Origin of the sequence: Pseudomonas farsensis (assembly GCF_014268805.2) — a bacterium.
In the GTDB taxonomy this organism is placed as follows: Bacteria; Pseudomonadota; Gammaproteobacteria; order Pseudomonadales; family Pseudomonadaceae; genus Aquipseudomonas; species Aquipseudomonas farsensis.
In genome coordinates this window covers 312,828-332,184 of sequence record NZ_JABWRF020000001.1, presented here as the reverse complement: position 1 = coordinate 332,184, position 19,357 = coordinate 312,828, and the positions used below count along the sequence as shown (strand labels likewise).

Sequence of the window (19,357 nt, the reverse complement as noted above, 5' to 3'; positions counted from 1 at the left end):
GGAGAACGCCATGTCACTGTTGCAGATAGACAACCTGAACGTGCGCTTCGGCGACGCCAATGCCGTACCCGTGGTGGACGGCCTGGACCTTGCAGTCGATGCCGGCGAAATCCTCGCCATCGTCGGTGAGTCCGGCTCGGGCAAATCAGTCACCATGATGGCCTTGATGGGCCTGATCGACGCCCCTGGGCGCATCACTGCCGACACCTTGCGTTTTGCCGGCACCGACATGCTCAAGCTCAGCGCCCGGCAACGGCGCAAGGTAGTCGGCAAGGACATCGCCATGGTTTTCCAGGACCCGATGACCGCGCTCAACCCAAGCTTCACCGTGGGCTACCAGATCGAGGAAGTACTGCGCCAACACCTGGGTCTGAAGGGCAAGGCGGCGCGCCAGCGCGCGCTGGAGCTGTTGCAAAAAGTCGAGATTCCGGCGGCCGAAAGCCGCCTGGACGCCTACCCCCACCAGTTGTCCGGCGGCATGAGCCAGCGGGTGGCGATCGCCATGGCAATTGCCGGCGAGCCCAAACTGCTGATTGCCGATGAGCCCACCACGGCGCTCGATGTGACCATTCAGGCGCAAATCATGGAACTGCTGGTCAACCTGCAGAAAGAGCGCAACATGGCGCTGATCCTGATTACCCACGATCTGGCCGTGGTTGCCGAAACCGCCAGGCGCGTGTGCGTGATGTACGCAGGCCAGGCGGTAGAGGTCGGCCAGGTGCCAGAGCTGTTCGAAGTCCCCGCCCACCCCTACAGCGAAGCCCTGCTGGCGGCCATCCCCGAGCACAGCATCGGTGCCGAGCGCCTGGCCACACTGCCTGGCATCGTCCCCGGCCGCTACGACCGCCCACAAGGCTGCCTGCTGTCGCCGCGCTGCCCGTATGTGCAAGAGCACTGCCGGCGCCAGCGCCCGGCCCTAGACCCCAAGGCCCATAGCCTGGCGCGTTGCTTCTACCCGCTCAACCAGGAGGTGGCGTGATGACCGTCGTACTTTCAGCCCGTGAGCTGACCCGTCATTACGAAGTGTCCCGTGGCCTGTTCAAAGGCCATGCGCTGGTACGTGCGCTCAATGGCGTGACGTTCGAACTGGAGGCCGGCAAGACCCTGGCGGTGGTCGGTGAGTCCGGCTGCGGCAAGTCCACCCTGGCCCGCGCGCTGACCCTGATCGAAGAGCCCACCTCAGGCTCCCTGCAAATCGCAGGCCTTGAGGTGAACGGCGCCGGCAAGCAGCAGCGCAAGCAATTGCGCCGCGATGTCCAGATGGTGTTCCAGAGCCCCTACGCTTCCCTCAACCCACGGCAGAAGATCGGCGACCAGTTGGCCGAGCCGCTGTTGATCAACACCTCGCTGAGCAAGGCCGAACGCCGCGAAAAAGTGCAGAAGATGATGGAGCAGGTGGGCTTGCGCCCCGAGCATTACCAGCGCTATCCGCACATGTTCTCCGGCGGCCAGCGCCAGCGCATCGCCCTGGCCCGCGCCATGATGCTGCAACCGAAGGTGCTGGTAGCGGATGAGCCCACGTCCGCGCTGGACGTGTCGATCCAGGCCCAGGTGCTGAACCTGTTCATGGACCTGCAAAAGGAATTCAACACCGCCTACGTGTTCATTTCGCACAACCTGGCGGTGGTGCGCCATGTGGCCGATCAGGTGCTGGTGATGTACCTGGGGCGCCCGGCGGAAATGGGCCCGAAAGAGGACATCTATGCCAAGCCGCTGCATCCTTACACCCAGGCATTGCTGTCAGCGACACCGGCGGTTCACCCAGACCCGCTGAAGCCGAAGATCCGCATCGTTGGTGAGCTGCCCAACCCGCTGAACCCGCCAGAGGGCTGCGCATTTCACAAGCGCTGCCCCTATGCGACGGAGCGCTGTGGCAAAGAAGTGCCGGCGTTCCGGCAGGTAGGAACTCGGCAAGTGGCTTGCCACTACGCCGAGCAGTTTCTGTAAGACTTGGTAAGCCGTTGGCAGTGGTTCGGCGAACCGAACCACTGCCAAGGTTTTAGTGCATGAAGATCGCGATCAGGATAATCACCGGGATCGGTACGCCAAGCATCCAAAGCAGAATCGAGCGCATGATGTCTCTCCTTTCTTAGTGTTGAACGGTGCGACGAGCAGTCGCCGAATATTCCAGGCCTTCCGTTTCCAACCAGCGCACGCTGTCGCGGCGACGGCCACCCATCAGGGCTGCAAGGCTGGCGAAGAACGCGCCGCACAGCAGCGCGACGAAGGTCCACAGCGCGGTCCAGGCCGCTACTTTGGCTGCGGTGTCAGCCGCTTGCTGGGCCTGTACCTTGACTTGTTGCACCTGCGCGAACACCTGGTCCACACGGGCTTCGGCCTCGGCCTGGCTCAGGCGCGTGCGCTGGGCGACCAGTTGCGCAAGGTAGGCACGGTCACCTGGCTCCAGCGCCCCGTCCTGGGCAACCGCTTTGGCCAGAATGCGCGCAGCCACGCCATTGGCTGCATCCTCACCCACCGCAGCAGGGCCATCGGTACGGAACAACGTGTCGACAAAGTAGGAGTCTGGCTCGCCCTTGGGCGCCATGCTCGCCGCGGCACCCACGGCACTGGCACTTGCCTGCGCACCGGCGCTGAGCAGGCCACCGGCGGTGCTGGCGATCAGCATGGCGGCCACCAGGGTTGCCACGGCCCACGACAGGAAACCATGGGCGGTATCGCGGAAGTACACTTCATCGCCATGCAGGTTGGCCCACTTCACCCGCAGCCGACCGGCGATGTAACCGCCAAGGCCCGAGGCCAGGATCTGCGTCAGCAGCAGCCAGATAATCGTCGAAATGCCCAGCGCCTTGGCGCTCGCACCCTCGTTGGCCCATGGGGAGCTTGCGGCAAAACCAAGCCCGGCACCCAGCACCACAAGGATCAGGGAGAGCGCCGCAGCAGCGGCAGCACCAGCAAAGATGGCGCCCCAGGACACGCCTGAGCGAGCCTGGGAGTCGACATAGGTAGAGTCGGCAGTCGGGATCATGGTTGTTCGCCTTTATTGTGAGGTGACAGAGCAGTCAACGCTGTGACCGGTGCAGGCCGTATGCCAGTTGTGACGAAAAATTACTTCCTTGAAAATCAATAAGTTGGAAATTGACGTAGTCCTAGAATCGTGCAAAAAACCCGGACACACCCGTTTGGCTCCGGGTTTATGCAATGTCTGCTGCGCCCAGCCCCTTGCCTGGCAACCAACGCCCCGGCACTATCGGGCCATGAGCTGCGACCTCCCCCCTGACGGCCCCGGGCAAACCCCGCTGACCGCCGATACCGTGCTGCGCTACCACCTGTGCTGGAAGCACCGCGACCTCGACGGCGTAATGGCGCTCTACCACCCCCAGGTGCAGTACCACGATTTCTTCCAGAACCGCGTGCTTGGTTACGATGAGCTGCGCGACTATGTGCGCGCCTGCCTGCCCCACGAGGCTGGCGAAGATATCGTTCACAGCGACCGCATTCGCGTCGATGGCTGCACCGCGTTCATTCAGTACCAGGTCACCGTGCAGGGCGGCGACGGGCTGGCCGCGTTCCAGTCGAGCGAGGCGATTACCGTCAAGGACGGCCTGATCTGGCGGGTCAACGAGTACGCGACGCTGGTGCGCCACGCCAGCAAGGGTGCCAGCGCCGGCGGCTTGCGCCCGGCCACCAGCCGCCTGGGCCTGTCGCCGCGCCAGCTGTCGACCATGGCCCAGGACCTGGAACACTACTTCCACCAGCAACGCCCCTACCTGGACCCGGAACTCGACCTGCAACAGGTGGCCGATGCGAGCGGTTACAGCCGTAACCAGATTTCCTACCTGCTCAACCAGGTGCTGGGCCAGAGCTTCTATCGCTACGTCAACCAGGCCCGCTTGCAGCACCTGTTGGCAAGTGTTGGCGACGGCCGTGGCGAGGCGTCCATCGATGACCTGGCATTCAGCGCAGGTTTCAATTCGCTGTCAGCCTTCTACAAGGCATTTCGCGAGCACACAGGCCTGACCCCCAAGGCCTACCTCAAGCAGATTTCCCTGCGTGCACGCACGTAGGACAGGCCCCGCTTCGCTTCACTAGGATCGTCCCCAGACCGATACCGATGTGGAGCACGCCCCGATGCAACCCCTGCGCACCTTGAGCCTGTGGATGGACCAACTCGATGAGCCGCTGTGCGCGCGGCCGGCGCTGCGCCAGGACCTGGACCTCGACGTGTGCATCATCGGCGCCGGCTACACCGGGCTGTGGACGGCCTATTATCTCAAGCGCCAGGCGCCGCAACTGAACATCGCGGTGATCGAGGCCAATATCGCAGGCTTCGGCGCCTCGGGGCGTAACGGCGGTTGGCTGATGGGCAACCTGCTGGGCGAGAACCGCCTGCTCGGCACTTTGTCGGCACACCAGCGCCGCGCCAGCATCGACCTGCTGCATGGCATCCCCGACGAGGTCCAGCAGGTACTGCAGCGCGAGGGCATCGACTGCGACTACCGCAAAGGCGGCGTGCTGTACTGCGCGGCGCGCTACCCCGAGCAGGAGCGCAGCCTGCGCGCCTGGCTCGATGACCTTTACCGCCAGGGCATGACCCCGGACGATTACCAGTGGCTGCGCCCTGAACAACTCGATGCACACCTGCGCATCAGCAACCCCTATGGCGCGATCTACAGCCCGCACACCGCCACCATTCAACCCGCCAAGCTGGTGCGCGGCCTGGCACGGGTGGTGGAACGCATGGGCGTGACGATCTACGAAAACACCCCGGCCATCGACTGGCAAACCGGCCAGGTGCGCACTCCACTTGCGCGTATCCGCAGCCACTGGGTGGTGCCGGCCGTCGAAGGCTACGCCGCCAGCCTGCCGCCGCTGGGCCGCCACCAACTGCCGGTGCAGAGCCTGCTGGTGGCCACCGAACCGCTGCCCGAATCGACCTGGGAACAGATCGGCCTGAGCCAGGGCCAGGCCTTCAGCGAGAGCAGCCGCCAGGTGACCTACGGCCAGCGTAGTGCCGACAACCGGCTGATCTTCGGCGCCCGGGGTGGCTACCGTTTTGGCGGCCGCCTGCGCGAAGACTTCACCCTGGCGCAGCATGAAGTGGAACTGCGCCGCTACCTGTTCGGCGAGCTGTTCCCGCAACTGCGGCATGTGCGCATCACCCACACCTGGGGCGGCAACCTGGGCATGGCCCGACGTTTCCACCCGCACATGCTATGCGACCGGCAGCGCGGTTTGGCCCTGTCGGGCGGCTATGGCGGCGAAGGCGTTGGTGCCACCAACCTGGGCGGGCGCACCTTGGCCGCGTTGATTCTTGGCCAGCACAACGAACTGACCGCGCAGCCTTGGGTATACGACAACCGTCCGCTGTCGAGCCTGGCCAGCTGGCCGCCCGAGCCCTGCCGCTGGCTAGGCTACAACGCAATCATCCAGAGCTTCGTGCACGAAGACCGCACCCTGGCCAACCCGGCCACCGCGCCGTGGCGCCGACGCCTGGCCAGCGGCGTCGCCGACTTCATGGAAGGCTTCATGCACTGACTTGCCGTTATTTCCACACAGGGCCCATCGCCATGAGCATCACCCAGTTCAAGCACACCGACAGCGTTACGCTAGACAGCAGCAACCCGGTAGCCGTGCCGCTCGGCGAACCGGTCGCGGTCACGTCAGTCACTTGCGTCGAGCGCAGCGACGGGGTCGAAACCGGCATCTGGGAGTGCACCCCAGGGCGCTGGCGCCGGCAGATCGTGCAACAGGAGTTCTGCCATTTCATCAAGGGCCGCTGCACCTTCACCCCCGACGGTGGCGAGCCCCTGGTCATAGAAGCCGGAGACGCATTGATGCTACCGGCCAACAGCACCGGCATCTGGGATATCGAACAGACCGTGCGCAAGACCTACGTATTGATTTTCTGATCCGCTGATCGCCTGCCTTCGATAACAACAGACAAAGCAAGGTACCCCGACATGCGCACACTCGTTCTCGCTCCCCTGATGCTGGCCGCAAGCGTGGCCGGCGCCGCCGAATCGGTAAAGATCTACAACTGGTCGAGCTACGTCGCCCCTGACACGCTGAAGAACTTCCAGCAGGCCACCGGCATCATCCCGACCTACGACGTCTACGACAGCAACGAGACCCTCGACGGCAAGCTGATGACGGGTAACTCGGGCTACGACGTGGTATTCCCGTCCAACCACTTCATGGCCCGGCAGATCCAGGGCAAGGCCCTGAAGAAGCTCGACAAGAGCCAGTTGCCCAACTGGAAGAACCTCAACCCCGTGCTGCTCAAGGCGCTGGAAGTGAACGACCCTGGCAACCAGTACGGCTTCCCGTACCTGTGGGGCAGCACCGGCATCGGCTACAACATCGACAAGGTCAAGGCGGTGCTGGGCGACAACGCGCCGGTGGACTCGTGGGATTTGATATTCAAGCCCGAATACATGAGCAAGCTGAAAAGCTGCGGAGTGGCGGTGCTCGACAACGGCCCGGAGCTGCTGCCGATTGCCCTGAACTACCTGGGCTTGCCGCCCCACAGCCAGAACCCGGCCGACTATGAAAAGGCCAAGGCGCTGCTGATGAAGGTGCGCCCGTACATCAGCTACTTCCATTCCTCGAAGTACACAGGCGACCTGGCCAACGGCGATATCTGTGTGGTGGTGGGCTTCTCGGGGGATGTGTTGCAGGCGAAGAACCGCGCCGAAGAGGCGAAGAACGGGGTCAAGGTGGGTTACACCATCCCCAAGGAAGGCGCGCCGATGTGGTTCGACATGGTCGCGATGCCGGCCGATGCGCCGAATGAGAAAGCCGGTTACGCCTACATGAACTACCTGTTGCAGCCGGAGGTGATGGCGGGCATCAGTGACTTCGTGCAATACGCCAACGGCAACCAGCAAGCAGACGCGCTGGTAGACCCGGCGCTCAAGCACAACACGATGATTTACCCAACGGATCAGGAGCTGGGCAAGCTGTATGCGCTGGAAGCGATGCCGGCCAAGATCGACCGTGTACGTACGCGGATATGGACCAGCATCAAGGCCGGCAATTGAGGGGCAAGATGGAGCAGGGCCTGCTCAGGCTGTGGTGAGTGGATTGCCATTGCGGCTGGGCGCGGCTTTCTGTAGGAGCGGCCTTGTGTCGCGAAAGGGCTGCGTAGCAGCCCCAGGATCTCGGTCTCAAGCAAAATTATTGGGGCTGCTACGCAGCCCTTTCGCGACACAAGGCCGCTCCTACACAATCAAAAGCAAATTGCCTGAAACCATGGAATCTCTACAAAACTGCTGTCAGTGATGCTCGCGGGTAGCGCGGAATTTCACATCAGGCCAGCGTTCTTCCATCAATGCCAGGTTGACCCGGGTCGGCGCCAGGTAGGTCAGGTGGCCGCCACCGTCGATGGCCAGGTTTTCCATGGCCTTGACCTGGAAGTCCTCAAGCTTCTTCTTGTCGTCGCAGGTGATCCAGCGTGCCGACCACACGGTGATCGGCTCGTAGGCGCACTCGACCTTGTATTCTTCTTTCAGGCGGCTGGCGACCACATCGAACTGCAGTACACCGACCGCGCCGAGAATAATGTCGTTGCTGCGCTCCGGGAAGAACACCTGGGTGGCGCCCTCTTCTGCCAACTGCTGCAAGCCCTGACGCAATTGCTTGGACTTGAGGGGGTCTTTCAGGCGTACGCGGCGGAACAGCTCCGGGGCAAAGTGCGGAATACCCGTGAAGCCCAGCGCCTCGCCTTCGGTGAAGGTGTCACCGATCTGGATGGTGCCGTGGTTGTGCAGGCCGATGATATCGCCGGCAAAGGCTTCTTCGAGCTGCTCGCGCTCGGAGGAGAAGAACGTCAGTGCATCGCCGATGCGCAGGTCCTTGCCGGTGCGCACATGGCGCATTTTCATGCCCTTTTCGTACTTGCCCGAGCAAATGCGCATGAAGGCGATACGGTCGCGGTGTTTCGGGTCCATGTTCGCCTGGATCTTGAACACGAAGCCTGTGAACTTGTCTTCGACCGGTTCAACGGTACGCTCGTGGGCAACACGGGCCAGTGGGCGCGGGGCCCAATCGACCACCGCGTCGAGCACATGGTCGACACCGAAGTTGCCCAGCGCAGTGCCGAAGAACACTGGGGTGAGCTGGCCACTGATGAATTCGTCACGGTCGAACTCGTGGCAGGCGCCCTGCACCAGTTCCAGCTGTTCGATGAAGCGGTCGTACTCATCACCCAGGTGCGCGCGCGCTTCGTCGGAATCGAGCTTCTCGATGATTTTCACCGCCGTACGCTCATGGCCGTGGCCCGGGGTGTAGACAATGATGTAATCGCCGGCCAGGTGGTAAACACCCTTGAAGTCGCGGTAGCAACCAATTGGCCAGGTGATCGGCGCGGCCTTGATCTTCAGCACCGCTTCGATTTCGTCGAGCAGTTCGATCGGGTCGCGGATGTCACGGTCGAGTTTGTTGATGAAGCTGACGATGGGCGTGTCACGCAGGCGGCAGACGTCCATCAGGGCGATGGTGCGCGGCTCTACACCTTTACCGCCGTCGAGCACCATCAGCGCCGAGTCAACCGCGGTCAGGGTGCGGTAGGTGTCTTCGGAGAAGTCTTCGTGGCCGGGGGTGTCGAGCAGGTTGATCATGTGCTCGCGGTACGGGAACTGCATCACCGAGGTGGTGATGGAGATGCCGCGCTGCTTCTCCATTTCCATCCAGTCGGACGTGGCGTGGCGGTCGGACTTGCGCGACTTCACCGTACCGGCGACGGCAATGGCCTTGCCCATCAGCAGCAGCTTCTCGGTGATGGTGGTCTTACCGGCGTCGGGGTGGGAAATAATTGCGAAAGTGCGGCGCTTCGCGACTTCGGCGGCCTGGTTGGTCATGGGAAATCGCCTGACTGGGGGATTAAAAATGGGGCCGTATCATACCCGAAGTTGTACGGGGACCAAAACCAGATCCCCGGCCTTTGGTCATGGTGGGAGATTAAGCGCGTTTTGCCCGCTCCTCGCTAAACCCATCAAGCCTGACCGGCGGGCGGCCAGGCATGTGCGCAATCAGCTCCAACGTACCGCCCAGTGCCTCCACATAGCTGCGCAAGGTCGAAATCAGCATGTCATTGCGTTTCTCCACTTTGGAGATCGTGCCCTGGCGCGTGTCCAGGCGCTCAGCCAAACCTTCCTGAGTGAATTCAAGTTGTCTTCGCAATGCCTGAAGTGTCAATTCTTCACGGATCAACTGGCAGCCCAACTGTTCGACTCGCTCCCTGCGTTCAGGGGGCAACCCGTTTATGACCTCATCAAGTGTCTTGGACATCGCTTTCTCCTTTGGACAGGTACTTGTCAAAACGAGCATCTGCACGCCTGATGAGCCCCTGATAGAACCGCTGTTCTTTCAGGCCACCCTTGTCGCCTGCCACCAATAGGACTGCATGCCGATTCGGGTCGAATGCAAACGCAATCCTCCAGACTGCAGCTCGCTCGGTGATCCTCAGCTCTTTCATGTTCGAATGCCGAGAGCCATTAAGCGTATCGACATAAGGGCGACCGAGCTCAGGTCCTGAGGACTGGAGTAACCGTAGGTAGCCCAACATTCGATCCTGAGTACTTTCGCTCAACGCATCGAACTCAGTGATGAACTCCTCACAGAATCTAATCGTCCACACCGACAAAATACCTCCAGATGAATATTCCCTCAAGCGAATACTTAAAGAAATCGACCGGGAAATTTTGCCTATCAACGCAGGTCGGTCGATAGCAGACAATTCAGCGCCATGATGTAGGTTTTACGCTTGATTCTCGTGTGAATTTTCCCCACCCCCAGTGATTAACACTGGCCAAATGCCGCCTCAGATGGGAACCTTTGCGCCCCAGGAGACGTCCACTCCCCTGCAACCCGCTTCGGTTGGGGATTGGTTTCATCAGCATTTCGGGCCCGACGGGGTTCGGCTCATGGCCTGATCGCAGCCTTCGGCTTGCATCATGCTGCTACTCGCGAACACACCACCCGCCGCCAGCATTGGCCGGCTACCAAGAAGTGTGCTCGCCGACAACACAAGGAGTCCGCCTGTGGCTAAACGCTACGGTAAAGGGCTGTTGGGATGTGCCACCGTGCTCGTCATCCTGGCCCTGCTGATCCACTGGATCGGCATCGACACGATCGTGCGTTATCGCGACGATCTGGCTTTCTATCTGCAAGCGCACCTGGTTCTGGTGCTGGCTTCGATGGCGGCGGCGCTCGCCGTGGGCATCCCTGCCGGCATTGCCCTGAGTCGACCGCACCGGGTCGACAAAGCCGAGCGTTTCATGCAGTTGTTCAACGTTGGCAACACCATTCCTCCCTTGGCCGTTCTGGCCATCGCCCTGAGCATTCTGGGCATCGGCGCAGGCCCTGCGATCTTCGCCCTGTTCCTCGCCTCATTGCTGCCTATCGTGCGCAACACCTACGAAGGCCTGAAAAACGTCCCCGCCTCGCTCAAGGAAGCCGCCACCGGCATCGGCATGACCCCGCGCCAGCAACTGTGGCAGGTGGAATTGCCCAATGCGGTGCCGATCATCGTCGGCGGCGTGCGCGTGGCGCTGGCGCTGAACGTGGGTACTGCGCCACTGGCGTTTCTGATTGGTGCCAACAGCCTGGGCAGCCTGATCTTCCCCGGCATTGCCTTGAACAACCAACCGCAGTTGCTGCTTGGCGCGGCCTGTACGGCGCTGCTGGCGCTGGCACTGGATGCGTTGGTGAGTTTCTCCAGCAAGCGCTGGCTGGAACGTGGCCTGGCCCAATAACCGAGAGGCAAAGCATGAAAAAGACAATCGCCCTGCTGCTGGGCGCGGCCTTGCTATATGCAGGTTTTGCCCAGGCAGCCGAAAAACCGCTGGTGCGCATCGGCGCGCGGGTGTTCACCGAACAGACCGTGCTGGCCGAAATCACCGCCCAGTACCTGCGCGCCAACGGCTTCGATGTGCGCGTGACCTCAGGCCTTGGCAGCAACATTGCCCGCCAGGCCCAGGAAACCGGCCAGCTCGACCTGATGTGGGAATACACCGGCGTGTCGCTGGTGTCCTACAACCACATCGAAGAGCGCATGCCCAGCGCCGAAGCGACCTATGCACGGGTCAAGGCGCTGGATGCGCAGAAAGGCCTGATCTGGCTGACGCCCTCCAAGTTCAGCAACACCTACGCCCTGGGCTTGCCCAAGGAAGTCGCCAAGGCCTACCCGCAGGTCAACACCATCAGCGACCTCAACCAGGTGCTGCGTGACGAACGCGAGCGCAACCACCTGGTGGCGCTGGACACCGAGTTCGCCAACCGCCCGGATGGCCTGGTGGGCCTGAAGCAGATGTACGACTTGCAAGTGGGCCGCCCGAACATCCGCCAGATGGATGCCGGCCTTGTCTACACCGCGATGCACAACAACCAAGTGTTCGCAGGCCTTGTGTACACCACCGACGGGCGCCTGAACGCCTTCGAGCTGAAACTGCTCGAAGACGACAAGCATTACTTCCCCGACTACACCGCAGCCCCCGTGGTGCGCAAGCAAGTGCTCGACGCCAACCCGCAACTGGCCGCACTGCTCAAGCCGTTGGCCGAGCAGCTCGATGACGAAACCATGCGCCAGCTCAACGCCAAGGTGGATGTCGAACACCAGAACCCCACTGCCGTGGCCGCAGCATTTTTGCGCGAACACCCGCTGAAGGAGGCACAGCCATGAGCTTGCTCAATACCTTCGCCCATCTGGACTGGGCCCAGGTGCTGCAACTGACCTGGCAACACATCATGCTGGTTGGCGTCGCGGTCACCCTGGCGATTCTGGTAGGCGTGCCGCTGGGCATTCTGATGACCCGCTTCCCCGCCGTTGCCGGCCCGCTGCAGGCCAGCGCCACGGTGCTGCTGACCATCCCCTCGATTGCCTTGTTCGGCCTGCTGCTGCCGTTCTACAGCAAGTTCGGCCAGGGCCTCGGGCCGCTGCCGGCGATCACGGCGGTGTTCCTTTATTCATTGCTGCCAATCCTGCGCAACACCTACCTGGCGCTGACCAGCGTCGAGCCCGGCATCCGTGAAGCGGCGCGCGGCATCGGCATGACCTTCGGCCAGCGCCTGCGCATGGTCGAGTTGCCCATTGCAGTACCGGTGATCCTCGCCGGCGTGCGTACCGCCGTGGTGATGAACATCGGCGTGATGACCATCGCCGCGACCATCGGCGCCGGCGGCCTGGGTGTGCTCATTCTGACCTCCATCAGCCGCAGCGACATGTCGATGCTGCTGGTCGGCGCCGTACTGGTGAGCCTGCTGGCCATCATCGCCGACCTGCTGCTGCAAACCCTGCAACGTGCCCTGACTCCAGAAGGACTGCGCTCATGATCGAACTCAAGAACCTCAGCAAGACCTTCAACGTCAACGGCAAAGACGTCAAAGCCGTGGACGCCGTCAGCCTGACGGTCAACGAAGGCGAAATCTGCACCTTCCTCGGCCCATCGGGCTGTGGCAAGAGCACCACACTGAAGATGATCAACCGCCTGATCACGCCGACCTCGGGCCAAGTGTTCATCAATGGCGAAGACACCAGCGCCCTGGATGAGGTGACCCTGCGTCGCCACATCGGCTACGTGATCCAGCAGATCGGCCTGTTCCCCAACATGACCATCGAGGAGAACATCACCGTGGTGCCGCGCCTTCTGGGCTGGGACAAGAAACGCTGCCACGACCGTGCCCGCGAGCTGATGCACATGATCAAGCTCGAACCCAAGCAGTACCTGCAGCGTTACCCGCGCGAGCTGTCCGGTGGCCAGCAGCAGCGTATCGGCGTGATCCGCGCCCTGGCGGCGGAGGCCCCGGTACTGCTGATGGACGAGCCATTCGGTGCGGTCGACCCGATCAACCGCGAGATGATCCAGAACGAGTTCTTCGAGATGCAGCGGGCGCTGAACAAGACCGTCATCATGGTCAGCCACGACATCGACGAGGCCATAAAACTGGGCGACAAGATCGCCATCTTCCGCGCTGGCAAACTGCTGCAGCTGGACCACCCGGACACGCTGCTGGCACACCCGGTGGATGATTTTGTAAGCAACTTCGTCGGCCAGGACAGCACCCTCAAGCGCCTGCTGCTGGTGCGCGCCGAAGACGCTGCCGACAACGCGCCGTCGGTCAGCCCGCAAACGCCGGTCAGCGATGCCTTGGAGCTGCTCGATGAGCATGACCGCCGTTATGTGGTGGTCACCGACGAGCAGAACAAGGCCTTGGGTTATGTGCGCCGTCGCGACATGCACCGCCAGCAGGGCACCTGTGCCGATTTCCTGCGCCCGTTCAACGCCACGGCGTCGCACGACGAGCATTTGCGCATCCTGCTGTCGCGCATGTACGAGTTCAACCGCGCCTGGCTGCCGGTGCTGGATGCCGACCAGGTGTTCCTTGGCGAGGTGACCCAGGAGTCGATTGCTGCTTACCTGAGCTCCGGGCGTTCACGCGGGGCCAAGACCAGCATCGTGTCGCCGGCTGAGGCGGTGGCTTCCTGATAGATAGCCGGGGCCGCTTTGCGCCCCGGACCGATCAAGCCAGGCGCCGGCCAATGCCTGAGCAAACATTTCCACCTGTCGGTAACAAAAAATTTATGCGCGATTTCATGCACGGGCGTCCCACGCACGTGTGGCCATAAATATGAACACTTCAGCCGCTTCAGCCATTCATCGCGCGCCGATCAAAATCGCTCGATCCCCATGTGGCCGGCCTCAACCGCCAACAGGCCAACGACGCGCATTCCACAATTTTTTACGCCCTAAAGAGCGTGGGGAACATCTGCCGGTCACACGAGTCGGTTATTCAAATGCAGAGTGGCCGATCCGCGACGAACACGCTCGGATTACCTGTTGATCTTGCTGTCTTCACGCCCTAAAGTGCGCGCCGAACGTCCATGCTGGAAACGATCCATCCGGCTCAAGTACTGACGACGAGACAGCAAGGTCACCCGCCGCCGCATCCCTAGGCACGGTTGACCTTTTTGCTTTCGGCGACATGCCTTGGGAAGTAGGCGAACCAAAGTGGGGATACGGAGGGCGTTCAGTTTGCAGCCACTTATTCTTTCAGTTTGCCCATGGAGCCCTTGAGCATGTCGATCCAGGTCGAAGACTATTTCGCACGTGACACCTTCCAGAAAATGAAGGCGTTCGCCGACAAGCAAGAAACCCCTTTCGTACTCATCGACACACAGATGATCAGCAAGGCCTATGACGACCTGCGCGCCGGGTTCGAATTCGCCAAGGTGTACTACGCGGTCAAGGCCAACCCGGCTGTCGAAATCATCGACCTGCTCAAAGACAAAGGCTCGAACTTCGACATCGCCTCGATCTACGAGCTGGACAAGGTGATGAACCAAGGCGTCAGCGCCGACCGTATCAGCTACGGCAACACCATCAAGAAGTCCAAGGACATCCGCTACTTCTACGAGAAAGGTGTGCGCCTGTACGCGACCGACTCCGAGGCCGACCTGCGCAACATCGCCAAGGCCGCCCCAGGCTCGAAGGTCTACGTGCGTATCCTGACCGAAGGCTCGACCACCGCCGACTGGCCACTGTCGCGCAAATTCGGCTGCCAGACCGACATGGCCATGGACCTGCTGATCCTCGCCCGTGACCTGGGCCTGGTGCCTTACGGCATCTCCTTCCACGTGGGCTCCCAGCAGCGCGACATCAGTGTCTGGGACGCCGCCATCGCCAAGGTCAAGGTGATCTTCGAGCGCCTGAAGGAAGAAGACGGCATCGTCCTCAAGCTGATCAACATGGGTGGCGGCTTCCCGGCCAACTACATCACCCGTACCAACAGCCTGGAAACCTACGCCGAAGAGATCATTCGCTTCCTGAAAGAAGACTTCGGTGACGACCTGCCGGAAATCATCCTTGAGCCAGGCCGTTCGCTGATCGCCAACGCCGGTATTCTGGTCAGTGAAGTGGTGCTGGTGGCGCGCAAGTCGCGTACCGCCGTCGAGCGTTGGGTGTACACCGACGTGGGCAAGTTCTCCGGCCTGATCGAAACCATGGATGAGTCGATCAAGTTCCCGATCTGGACCGAGAAGAAAGGCGAGATGGAAGAAGTGGTCATCGCCGGCCCGACCTGCGACAGCGCCGACATCATGTACGAGCACTACAAGTACGGCCTGCCGCTGAACCTGGCCATCGGTGACCGCCTGTACTGGCTGTCCACCGGCGCCTACACCACCAGCTACAGCGCCGTAGAGTTCAACGGCTTCCCGCCGCTCAAAGCCTACTACCTGTAAAGGCCTGACGCTCAGCCAGGCTATCGAGGCGCTGCAGTACAGAAACTGAACTGCAGCGCCTTTTTATTCTGTGACAGCGGGTTTGCCCAAGTGCCGGTGAACTTGCCCCCCCGCAGCCCAATTCTCTGCGCGCGCACGTGCTGTCAGCTCTCGACCAGCGCCTCGACTCGCTCGCGGTACAACGCGATTACCGGCGCCAGCCGCGGATCGTTCTGCGAACTCAGGGTTTGGATACTGCTTTGCAGAAAACTCACCGACCCGTTCTCTGCAGCCTGGCGTAGCCAGGTCAATGCCTCGCTCATTTCGCCCTGCTCGATCAGCACCGTGGCATGGCTGAACTGGCCGCGAAAATCACCCGCATTGGCCGAGCGCCGATACCAGCGGCGGGCTTTTTGCGCATCCGCTTCACAGGCAATACCCGCTTCCAGATAGCGGCCCAGCATGTTCATCGAACGGGCGTGCCCGGCGTGCGCGGCACGGGTGTAGCAGGCCAGCGCCTGGGCCTGATCAGGCGGCACGCCACGGCCGGTGGCCAGCAGATTGCCAAGGTTGTACATGCCCCAGTCCAGCTCCGCGTCCGCCGCCTTGGCATATTCGATGGCCGCACCGGTAAGGTCCACCTCCCCGCCCCAGCCGTGTTCAAGGCAACGCCCGAGCATGTTCTGCGCCATGGCGCTGCCGCCCTTGGCCGCGATGGCGAACCAGCGCCGGGCAACACTGGCATCCTGCTCGATACCGCGGCCATCGAGCAGGATCTGCCCCAGCAACAGCTGCGCCTGCACCACGCCCTGCCCCGCCGCCGCCAGAATCGCCTGGGCGGCCTGGCCAGGGCTGTGTTCGAGCATGGCCTGCAGGCCTGCGACATCCACGGCCTGCTCACGACGCAATTGATAGCTCATGGCTCAGACCTCGGCCCAGCGGCGCAGCAGGTTGTGGTAGGTGCCAGTGAGCTGCAGCAACGAGGGGTGGTCCGGCACATCGGCGCCCAATGCGCGGATGGCGTTGTCCATCTCGAACAGCAACGTACGCTGGCCATCGTCGCGGACCAGGCTCTGGGTCCAGAAAAACGCGGCATAGCGCGCCCCGCGGGTGACCGGGTTGACCTTGTGCAGGCTGGTGCCGGGGTACAGCACCAGGTCACCTGCCGCGAGCTTCACCTGTTGCACGCCATAGGTGTCCTGAATCACCAGCTCGCCACCGTCGTAGCTGCCAGGGTCGCTGAGAAACAGTGTCGAAGACAGGTCGGTGCGTACCCGCTCGGGGCTGCCCTTGGGCTGGCGCAGGGCATTATCGATATGGAAATCGAAGTTGCCGCCTTCGCGGTAGCAGTTGACCAACGGCGGATACACCTTGTGCGGCAGCGCCGCCGACATGAACAACGGGTTGCGCCACAGGCGGTCGATCAGTGCCGCGCCCAGCTCTTTGGCAAGCGCGTGGCCCTCGGGTAATTGCAGGTTGTGCTTGGCCTTGGCGGACTGGAAACCAGCGGTGACCTTGCCGTCGGCCCAATCAGCCTGCTCCAGGGCCTGGCGGATACGGCTGATTTCGTCAGCATCGAACAGCCCGGGGATGTGCAGCAGCATGGTGGAGACGCCTGAACGGAAAGGGTGTCAATGATATTGATTCCCTTTTGCGTGGCACAAGCCCCCCTGATCGGTTTGCTTGCCTTGCCACCTTTAACGCTGGTTTGTTTCAGCGCTGAGACAAAGATGTAAAGAATGTAAATTTATAGCGAATGGTAACGAGTCTCAATTGTTACTGACATTCGATTACATTAGCATCCGCCGCCTTGATACCTTGGGGAAGGCCAAAACCATGCGCCACGTGCCAACTGCTGTGAGTTCACCACGCCTGCTCGCCTCTGCCATCGGCGTGGCAATCAGCGCAACCTCCGCCTATGCCGCAGACCCTGCAGCCACCGCCATTACCCTCGACGCCACCAGCATCAATGGCAAGGCCGAGCAGGCCAGCACCGAGTACAAAGTCGAGAAGGCATCGTCGCAGAAGTACACCGCCCCCTTGGTGGATACCCCTCGCTCGGTCACCGTCATCCCGCAACAAGTGATCAAGGACACCAGCGCCCTCAGCCTGCAGGATGCCCTGCGCACCGTGCCGGGTATTACCTTCGGCGCTGGCGAAGGCGGCAACCCGCAAGGGGACCGGCCATTCATTCGCGGCTTTGACGCCCAAGGCGACACCTACCTCGATGGGGTGCGTGACACCGGCGCGCAAACCCGTGAAATCTTCGCCGTCGAATCGGTAGAAGTGGCCAAGGGCCCAAACTCTGCCATTGGCGGTCGAGGCGCTGCCGGCGGCACCATCAACCTGGTGAGCAAGCGCGCGCACCTGGGCAACTCGCTGGACGGCGCCTGGACCTGGGGCAGTGACCAGACCCAGCGCTACACCTTCGATGGCAACTACCAGTTCAGCGACAGCGTGGCCGGGCGCCTGAACCTGATGACCCACGAAAGCAACGTCGCCGGCCGCGACAAAGTCAACTACGACCGCTGGGGCATCGCCCCGTCGCTGGCTTTCGGCCTGGGCACGCCTACACGGGTCAACCTCGATTACTACCACCTCGAAAGCGACGACCTGCCCGACTCCGGCGTGCCCTACACCGTGCCTGCCGGCGGCACCGGCAACCGCACCTCGGCCAACCCGAGCAAGCCGTACGCCGGCGGCGACAGCAGCAACTTCTATGGTCTGACCAGCCGCGACTTCCGCAAGAGCCGGGTCGACATCGCAACCTTTGCCATCGAACACGACCTGAGCGACACGCTGACCATCAAGAACACCCTGCGCCACGGCAACAGCATGCAGGACTACATCCTGACCCAGCCCGACGACAGCAAGGGCAACGTCAGCAATGGCACCGTCTGGCGCCGCGCCAACACCCGTGTCGGCAACACCGCGACCACCACCAACCAGACCGACCTGTTCGGCGAGTTCTACCTGGGCGGGCTGAAAAACAGTTTCTCCACCGGCATCGAACTGAGCCGCGAGCAGAGCCAGCGCTCCACCTACAACGTCAACACCGACACCACGCCCGGCACCCCCGGCAACTCCAGCAGTACCTGCCCGCCAGGCTCCGTCGGCCAGGGCAGCGGCTACAACTGCACCTCGCTGGGCAACCCGAACCCGGACGATCCGTGGAACGGCGCCATCTCGCGCAACTACGCAGGCACCACCACGCGTAGCAACACCGCCGCGATCTACGTGTTCGACACCCTCGAACTGACCCCGCAGTGGTTGCTGAACATGGGCCTGCGCTATGACCATTTCGACACCGAGTACCGTGGTTACAACGCCGACGGCTCGACAACGGTCAACAGCCGGGGCGTAGCAGCCAAGGGCGAGGACACCAGCGAGTTCGTCACCGGCCAGTTGGGCCTGGTGTGGAAGCCGGCAGACAACGGCAGTGTCTATGTTTCCTACGCCACCTCCGCCACGCCGCCAGGCGCTCTGCTCGGCGAAGGCATGGAAGGCAACCCGCTGGGCGGCACCACCGACCGCCCCGGCAACCTGCTGAGCAGCGACATGCAGCCGGAAGAGACCACCAACTACGAAATTGGCACCAAGTGGGATGTGTTCGACGAGCGTCTGTCCCTGACCGCCGCGCTGTTCCGCACCGAAAAAGAAAACGCCCGCGTGCAAGTGGGCACCACCACGTACGAAAACGTCGGGGAAACCCGTGTGCAGGGCATTGAGCTATCGGCCAGCGGCAAACTGACCGAAAAATGGCAGGTGTTCGCCGGCTACACCTACCTGCAAGCGCGCCAGATCGACGGCGGGCCATTGGGCAAGGCCAATGACGGCAACCAGTTGCCAAATACGCCGAACAACAGCGCAAGCCTGTGGACCACCTACCAGCTCACGCCGAAACTGACCATTGGCGGCGGCGCCTTCTATGTCGACGATGTGTTCGGCAACGTTGCCAACACCACCATGGTCGACAGCTACGTGCGCTACGACGCCATGGCCGCCTACAAGTTGACCAAGAACATCAACCTGCAGTTGAACGTGCAGAACCTCACCGACGAGGTGTACTACGACAAGGCATTTTCCACCCACTTCGCCAACCAGGCAGCCGGGCGCACCGCGTTGCTGACCACCAGCGTGCACTTCTGAGCCCAGCCGCGCGATAACACCGCCGCCCCG

General features: G+C 62.1%; 18 protein-coding genes. 12 read left to right on the top strand and 6 right to left on the bottom strand.

From position 1 onward, the window contains the following. The first annotated feature begins 10 nt into the window (after positions 1–10). The gene (locus tag HU719_RS01515) at positions 11–979 is read left to right on the top strand and encodes an ABC transporter ATP-binding protein (protein WP_186535276.1); all 969 of its coding nucleotides are present in this window, start codon (positions 11–13) and stop codon (positions 977–979) included. After that, positions 979–1,947 carry a peptide ABC transporter ATP-binding protein gene (locus HU719_RS01510; protein ID WP_186535274.1) on the top strand — a complete coding sequence of 323 codons (969 nt, stop codon included), beginning with the start codon at positions 979–981 and terminating at the stop codon, positions 1,945–1,947. Before HU719_RS01515 ends, HU719_RS01510 begins: the two co-directional genes overlap by 1 nt. Before the next feature lie 142 nt (positions 1,948–2,089). On the opposite strand, the gene HU719_RS01505 is transcribed toward HU719_RS01510, so the two are convergent. Beyond that, complete coding sequence (locus HU719_RS01505) at positions 2,090–2,986, bottom strand: hypothetical protein (RefSeq protein WP_186535272.1); 897 nt, start codon at positions 2,984–2,986, stop codon at positions 2,090–2,092. A 229-nt stretch (positions 2,987–3,215) separates the two neighbouring features. On the opposite strand from HU719_RS01505, the gene HU719_RS01500 reads away from it, so the two are divergent. The 4 genes from HU719_RS01500 to HU719_RS01485 all read left to right on the top strand — a co-directional run bounded on the left by HU719_RS01500 (position 3,216) and on the right by HU719_RS01485 (position 7,001). Then, entirely contained in the window at positions 3,216–4,025 is an 810-nt protein-coding gene (locus HU719_RS01500) for a helix-turn-helix domain-containing protein (protein ID WP_186535271.1), read from the top strand. Between the two features lie 64 nt (positions 4,026–4,089). Then, the gene (locus HU719_RS01495) at positions 4,090–5,496 is read left to right on the top strand and encodes an NAD(P)/FAD-dependent oxidoreductase (protein WP_186535269.1); all 1,407 of its coding nucleotides are present in this window, start codon (positions 4,090–4,092) and stop codon (positions 5,494–5,496) included. Positions 5,497–5,528: 32 nt separating this feature from the next. Further along, a complete protein-coding gene (locus HU719_RS01490; RefSeq protein WP_186535267.1) occupies positions 5,529–5,870 on the top strand; it encodes a cupin domain-containing protein in 342 nt (113 codons plus the stop codon). Between the two features lie 51 nt (positions 5,871–5,921). Next, the gene (locus tag HU719_RS01485; RefSeq protein ID WP_186517413.1) at positions 5,922–7,001 is read left to right on the top strand and encodes a polyamine ABC transporter substrate-binding protein; all 1,080 of its coding nucleotides are present in this window, start codon (positions 5,922–5,924) and stop codon (positions 6,999–7,001) included. A gap of 234 nt (positions 7,002–7,235) precedes the next feature. Here HU719_RS01485 and HU719_RS01480 read toward each other — a convergent pair whose 3' ends face one another. From HU719_RS01480 to HU719_RS01470, 3 genes are all read right to left on the bottom strand, one after another. Beyond that, positions 7,236–8,819, bottom strand: a complete 1,584-nt coding sequence (locus HU719_RS01480) for a peptide chain release factor 3 (RefSeq protein WP_186517414.1) — start codon at positions 8,817–8,819, stop codon at positions 7,236–7,238. A 100-nt stretch (positions 8,820–8,919) separates the two neighbouring features. Further along, positions 8,920–9,249, bottom strand: coding sequence for a helix-turn-helix domain-containing protein (locus HU719_RS01475; protein ID WP_186517415.1), 330 nt, complete (start codon positions 9,247–9,249; stop codon positions 8,920–8,922). After that, entirely contained in the window at positions 9,233–9,697 is a 465-nt protein-coding gene (locus HU719_RS01470; RefSeq protein ID WP_225917093.1) for a type II toxin-antitoxin system RelE/ParE family toxin, read from the bottom strand. Before HU719_RS01470 ends, HU719_RS01475 begins: the two co-directional genes overlap by 17 nt. Before the next feature lie 304 nt (positions 9,698–10,001). Here HU719_RS01470 and HU719_RS01465 point away from each other — a divergent pair, with 304 nt between their 5' ends. The 5 genes from HU719_RS01465 (at position 10,002) to HU719_RS01445 (ending at position 15,199) form a co-directional block, all read left to right on the top strand. Next, a complete protein-coding gene (locus tag HU719_RS01465) occupies positions 10,002–10,715 on the top strand; it encodes an ABC transporter permease subunit (protein WP_186517417.1) in 714 nt (237 codons plus the stop codon). Between the two features lie 14 nt (positions 10,716–10,729). Then, positions 10,730–11,641 (top strand): glycine betaine ABC transporter substrate-binding protein, encoded by a 912-nt coding sequence (locus tag HU719_RS01460; protein WP_186517419.1) that lies wholly within the window; start codon positions 10,730–10,732, stop codon positions 11,639–11,641. Further along, a complete protein-coding gene (locus HU719_RS01455) occupies positions 11,638–12,291 on the top strand; it encodes an ABC transporter permease (RefSeq protein WP_186517421.1) in 654 nt (217 codons plus the stop codon). Before HU719_RS01460 ends, HU719_RS01455 begins: the two co-directional genes overlap by 4 nt. Beyond that, positions 12,288–13,445: an osmoprotectant ABC transporter ATP-binding protein OsmV gene (locus HU719_RS01450; protein WP_186535265.1), complete on the top strand. Its 1,158-nt coding sequence runs from the start codon at positions 12,288–12,290 to the stop codon at positions 13,443–13,445. The genes HU719_RS01455 and HU719_RS01450 overlap by 4 nt, the downstream gene beginning before the upstream one ends. Before the next feature lie 590 nt (positions 13,446–14,035). Next, positions 14,036–15,199: a type III PLP-dependent enzyme gene (locus HU719_RS01445; protein ID WP_186517425.1), complete on the top strand. Its 1,164-nt coding sequence runs from the start codon at positions 14,036–14,038 to the stop codon at positions 15,197–15,199. A gap of 143 nt (positions 15,200–15,342) precedes the next feature. Here HU719_RS01445 and HU719_RS01440 read toward each other — a convergent pair whose 3' ends face one another. Further along, positions 15,343–16,098 carry a tetratricopeptide repeat protein gene (locus HU719_RS01440; protein WP_186517427.1) on the bottom strand — a complete coding sequence of 252 codons (756 nt, stop codon included), beginning with the start codon at positions 16,096–16,098 and terminating at the stop codon, positions 15,343–15,345. A gap of 3 nt (positions 16,099–16,101) precedes the next feature. Further along, on the bottom strand, positions 16,102–16,782 hold the full coding sequence (locus HU719_RS01435) for a Fe2+-dependent dioxygenase (protein WP_186517429.1): 681 nt from the start codon (positions 16,780–16,782) through the stop codon (positions 16,102–16,104). A gap of 232 nt (positions 16,783–17,014) precedes the next feature. On the opposite strand from HU719_RS01435, the gene HU719_RS01430 reads away from it, so the two are divergent. Then, the gene (locus tag HU719_RS01430) at positions 17,015–19,327 is read left to right on the top strand and encodes a TonB-dependent receptor (protein WP_186535263.1); all 2,313 of its coding nucleotides are present in this window, start codon (positions 17,015–17,017) and stop codon (positions 19,325–19,327) included. Positions 19,328–19,357: the final 30 nt, after the last annotated feature.

Bases quoted from the DNA above. Each gene is read 5' to 3' on its own strand.
- HU719_RS01515 (WP_186535276.1), top strand. From the start codon at position 11: ATGTCACTGTTGCAGATAGACAACCTGAACGTGCGCTTCGGCGACGCC.
- HU719_RS01510 (WP_186535274.1), top strand. From the start codon at position 979: ATGACCGTCGTACTTTCAGCCCGTGAGCTGACCCGTCATTACGAAGTG.
- HU719_RS01505 (WP_186535272.1), bottom strand. From the start codon at position 2,986: ATGATCCCGACTGCCGACTCTACCTATGTCGACTCCCAGGCTCGCTCA.
- HU719_RS01500 (WP_186535271.1), top strand. From the start codon at position 3,216: ATGAGCTGCGACCTCCCCCCTGACGGCCCCGGGCAAACCCCGCTGACC.
- HU719_RS01495 (WP_186535269.1), top strand. From the start codon at position 4,090: ATGCAACCCCTGCGCACCTTGAGCCTGTGGATGGACCAACTCGATGAG.
- HU719_RS01490 (WP_186535267.1), top strand. From the start codon at position 5,529: ATGAGCATCACCCAGTTCAAGCACACCGACAGCGTTACGCTAGACAGC.
- HU719_RS01485 (WP_186517413.1), top strand. From the start codon at position 5,922: ATGCGCACACTCGTTCTCGCTCCCCTGATGCTGGCCGCAAGCGTGGCC.
- HU719_RS01480 (WP_186517414.1), bottom strand. From the start codon at position 8,819: ATGACCAACCAGGCCGCCGAAGTCGCGAAGCGCCGCACTTTCGCAATT.
- HU719_RS01475 (WP_186517415.1), bottom strand. From the start codon at position 9,249: ATGTCCAAGACACTTGATGAGGTCATAAACGGGTTGCCCCCTGAACGC.
- HU719_RS01460 (WP_186517419.1), top strand. From the start codon at position 10,730: ATGAAAAAGACAATCGCCCTGCTGCTGGGCGCGGCCTTGCTATATGCA.
- HU719_RS01455 (WP_186517421.1), top strand. From the start codon at position 11,638: ATGAGCTTGCTCAATACCTTCGCCCATCTGGACTGGGCCCAGGTGCTG.
- HU719_RS01450 (WP_186535265.1), top strand. From the start codon at position 12,288: ATGATCGAACTCAAGAACCTCAGCAAGACCTTCAACGTCAACGGCAAA.
- HU719_RS01445 (WP_186517425.1), top strand. From the start codon at position 14,036: ATGTCGATCCAGGTCGAAGACTATTTCGCACGTGACACCTTCCAGAAA.
- HU719_RS01440 (WP_186517427.1), bottom strand. From the start codon at position 16,098: ATGAGCTATCAATTGCGTCGTGAGCAGGCCGTGGATGTCGCAGGCCTG.
- HU719_RS01435 (WP_186517429.1), bottom strand. From the start codon at position 16,782: ATGCTGCTGCACATCCCCGGGCTGTTCGATGCTGACGAAATCAGCCGT.
- HU719_RS01430 (WP_186535263.1), top strand. From the start codon at position 17,015: ATGCGCCACGTGCCAACTGCTGTGAGTTCACCACGCCTGCTCGCCTCT.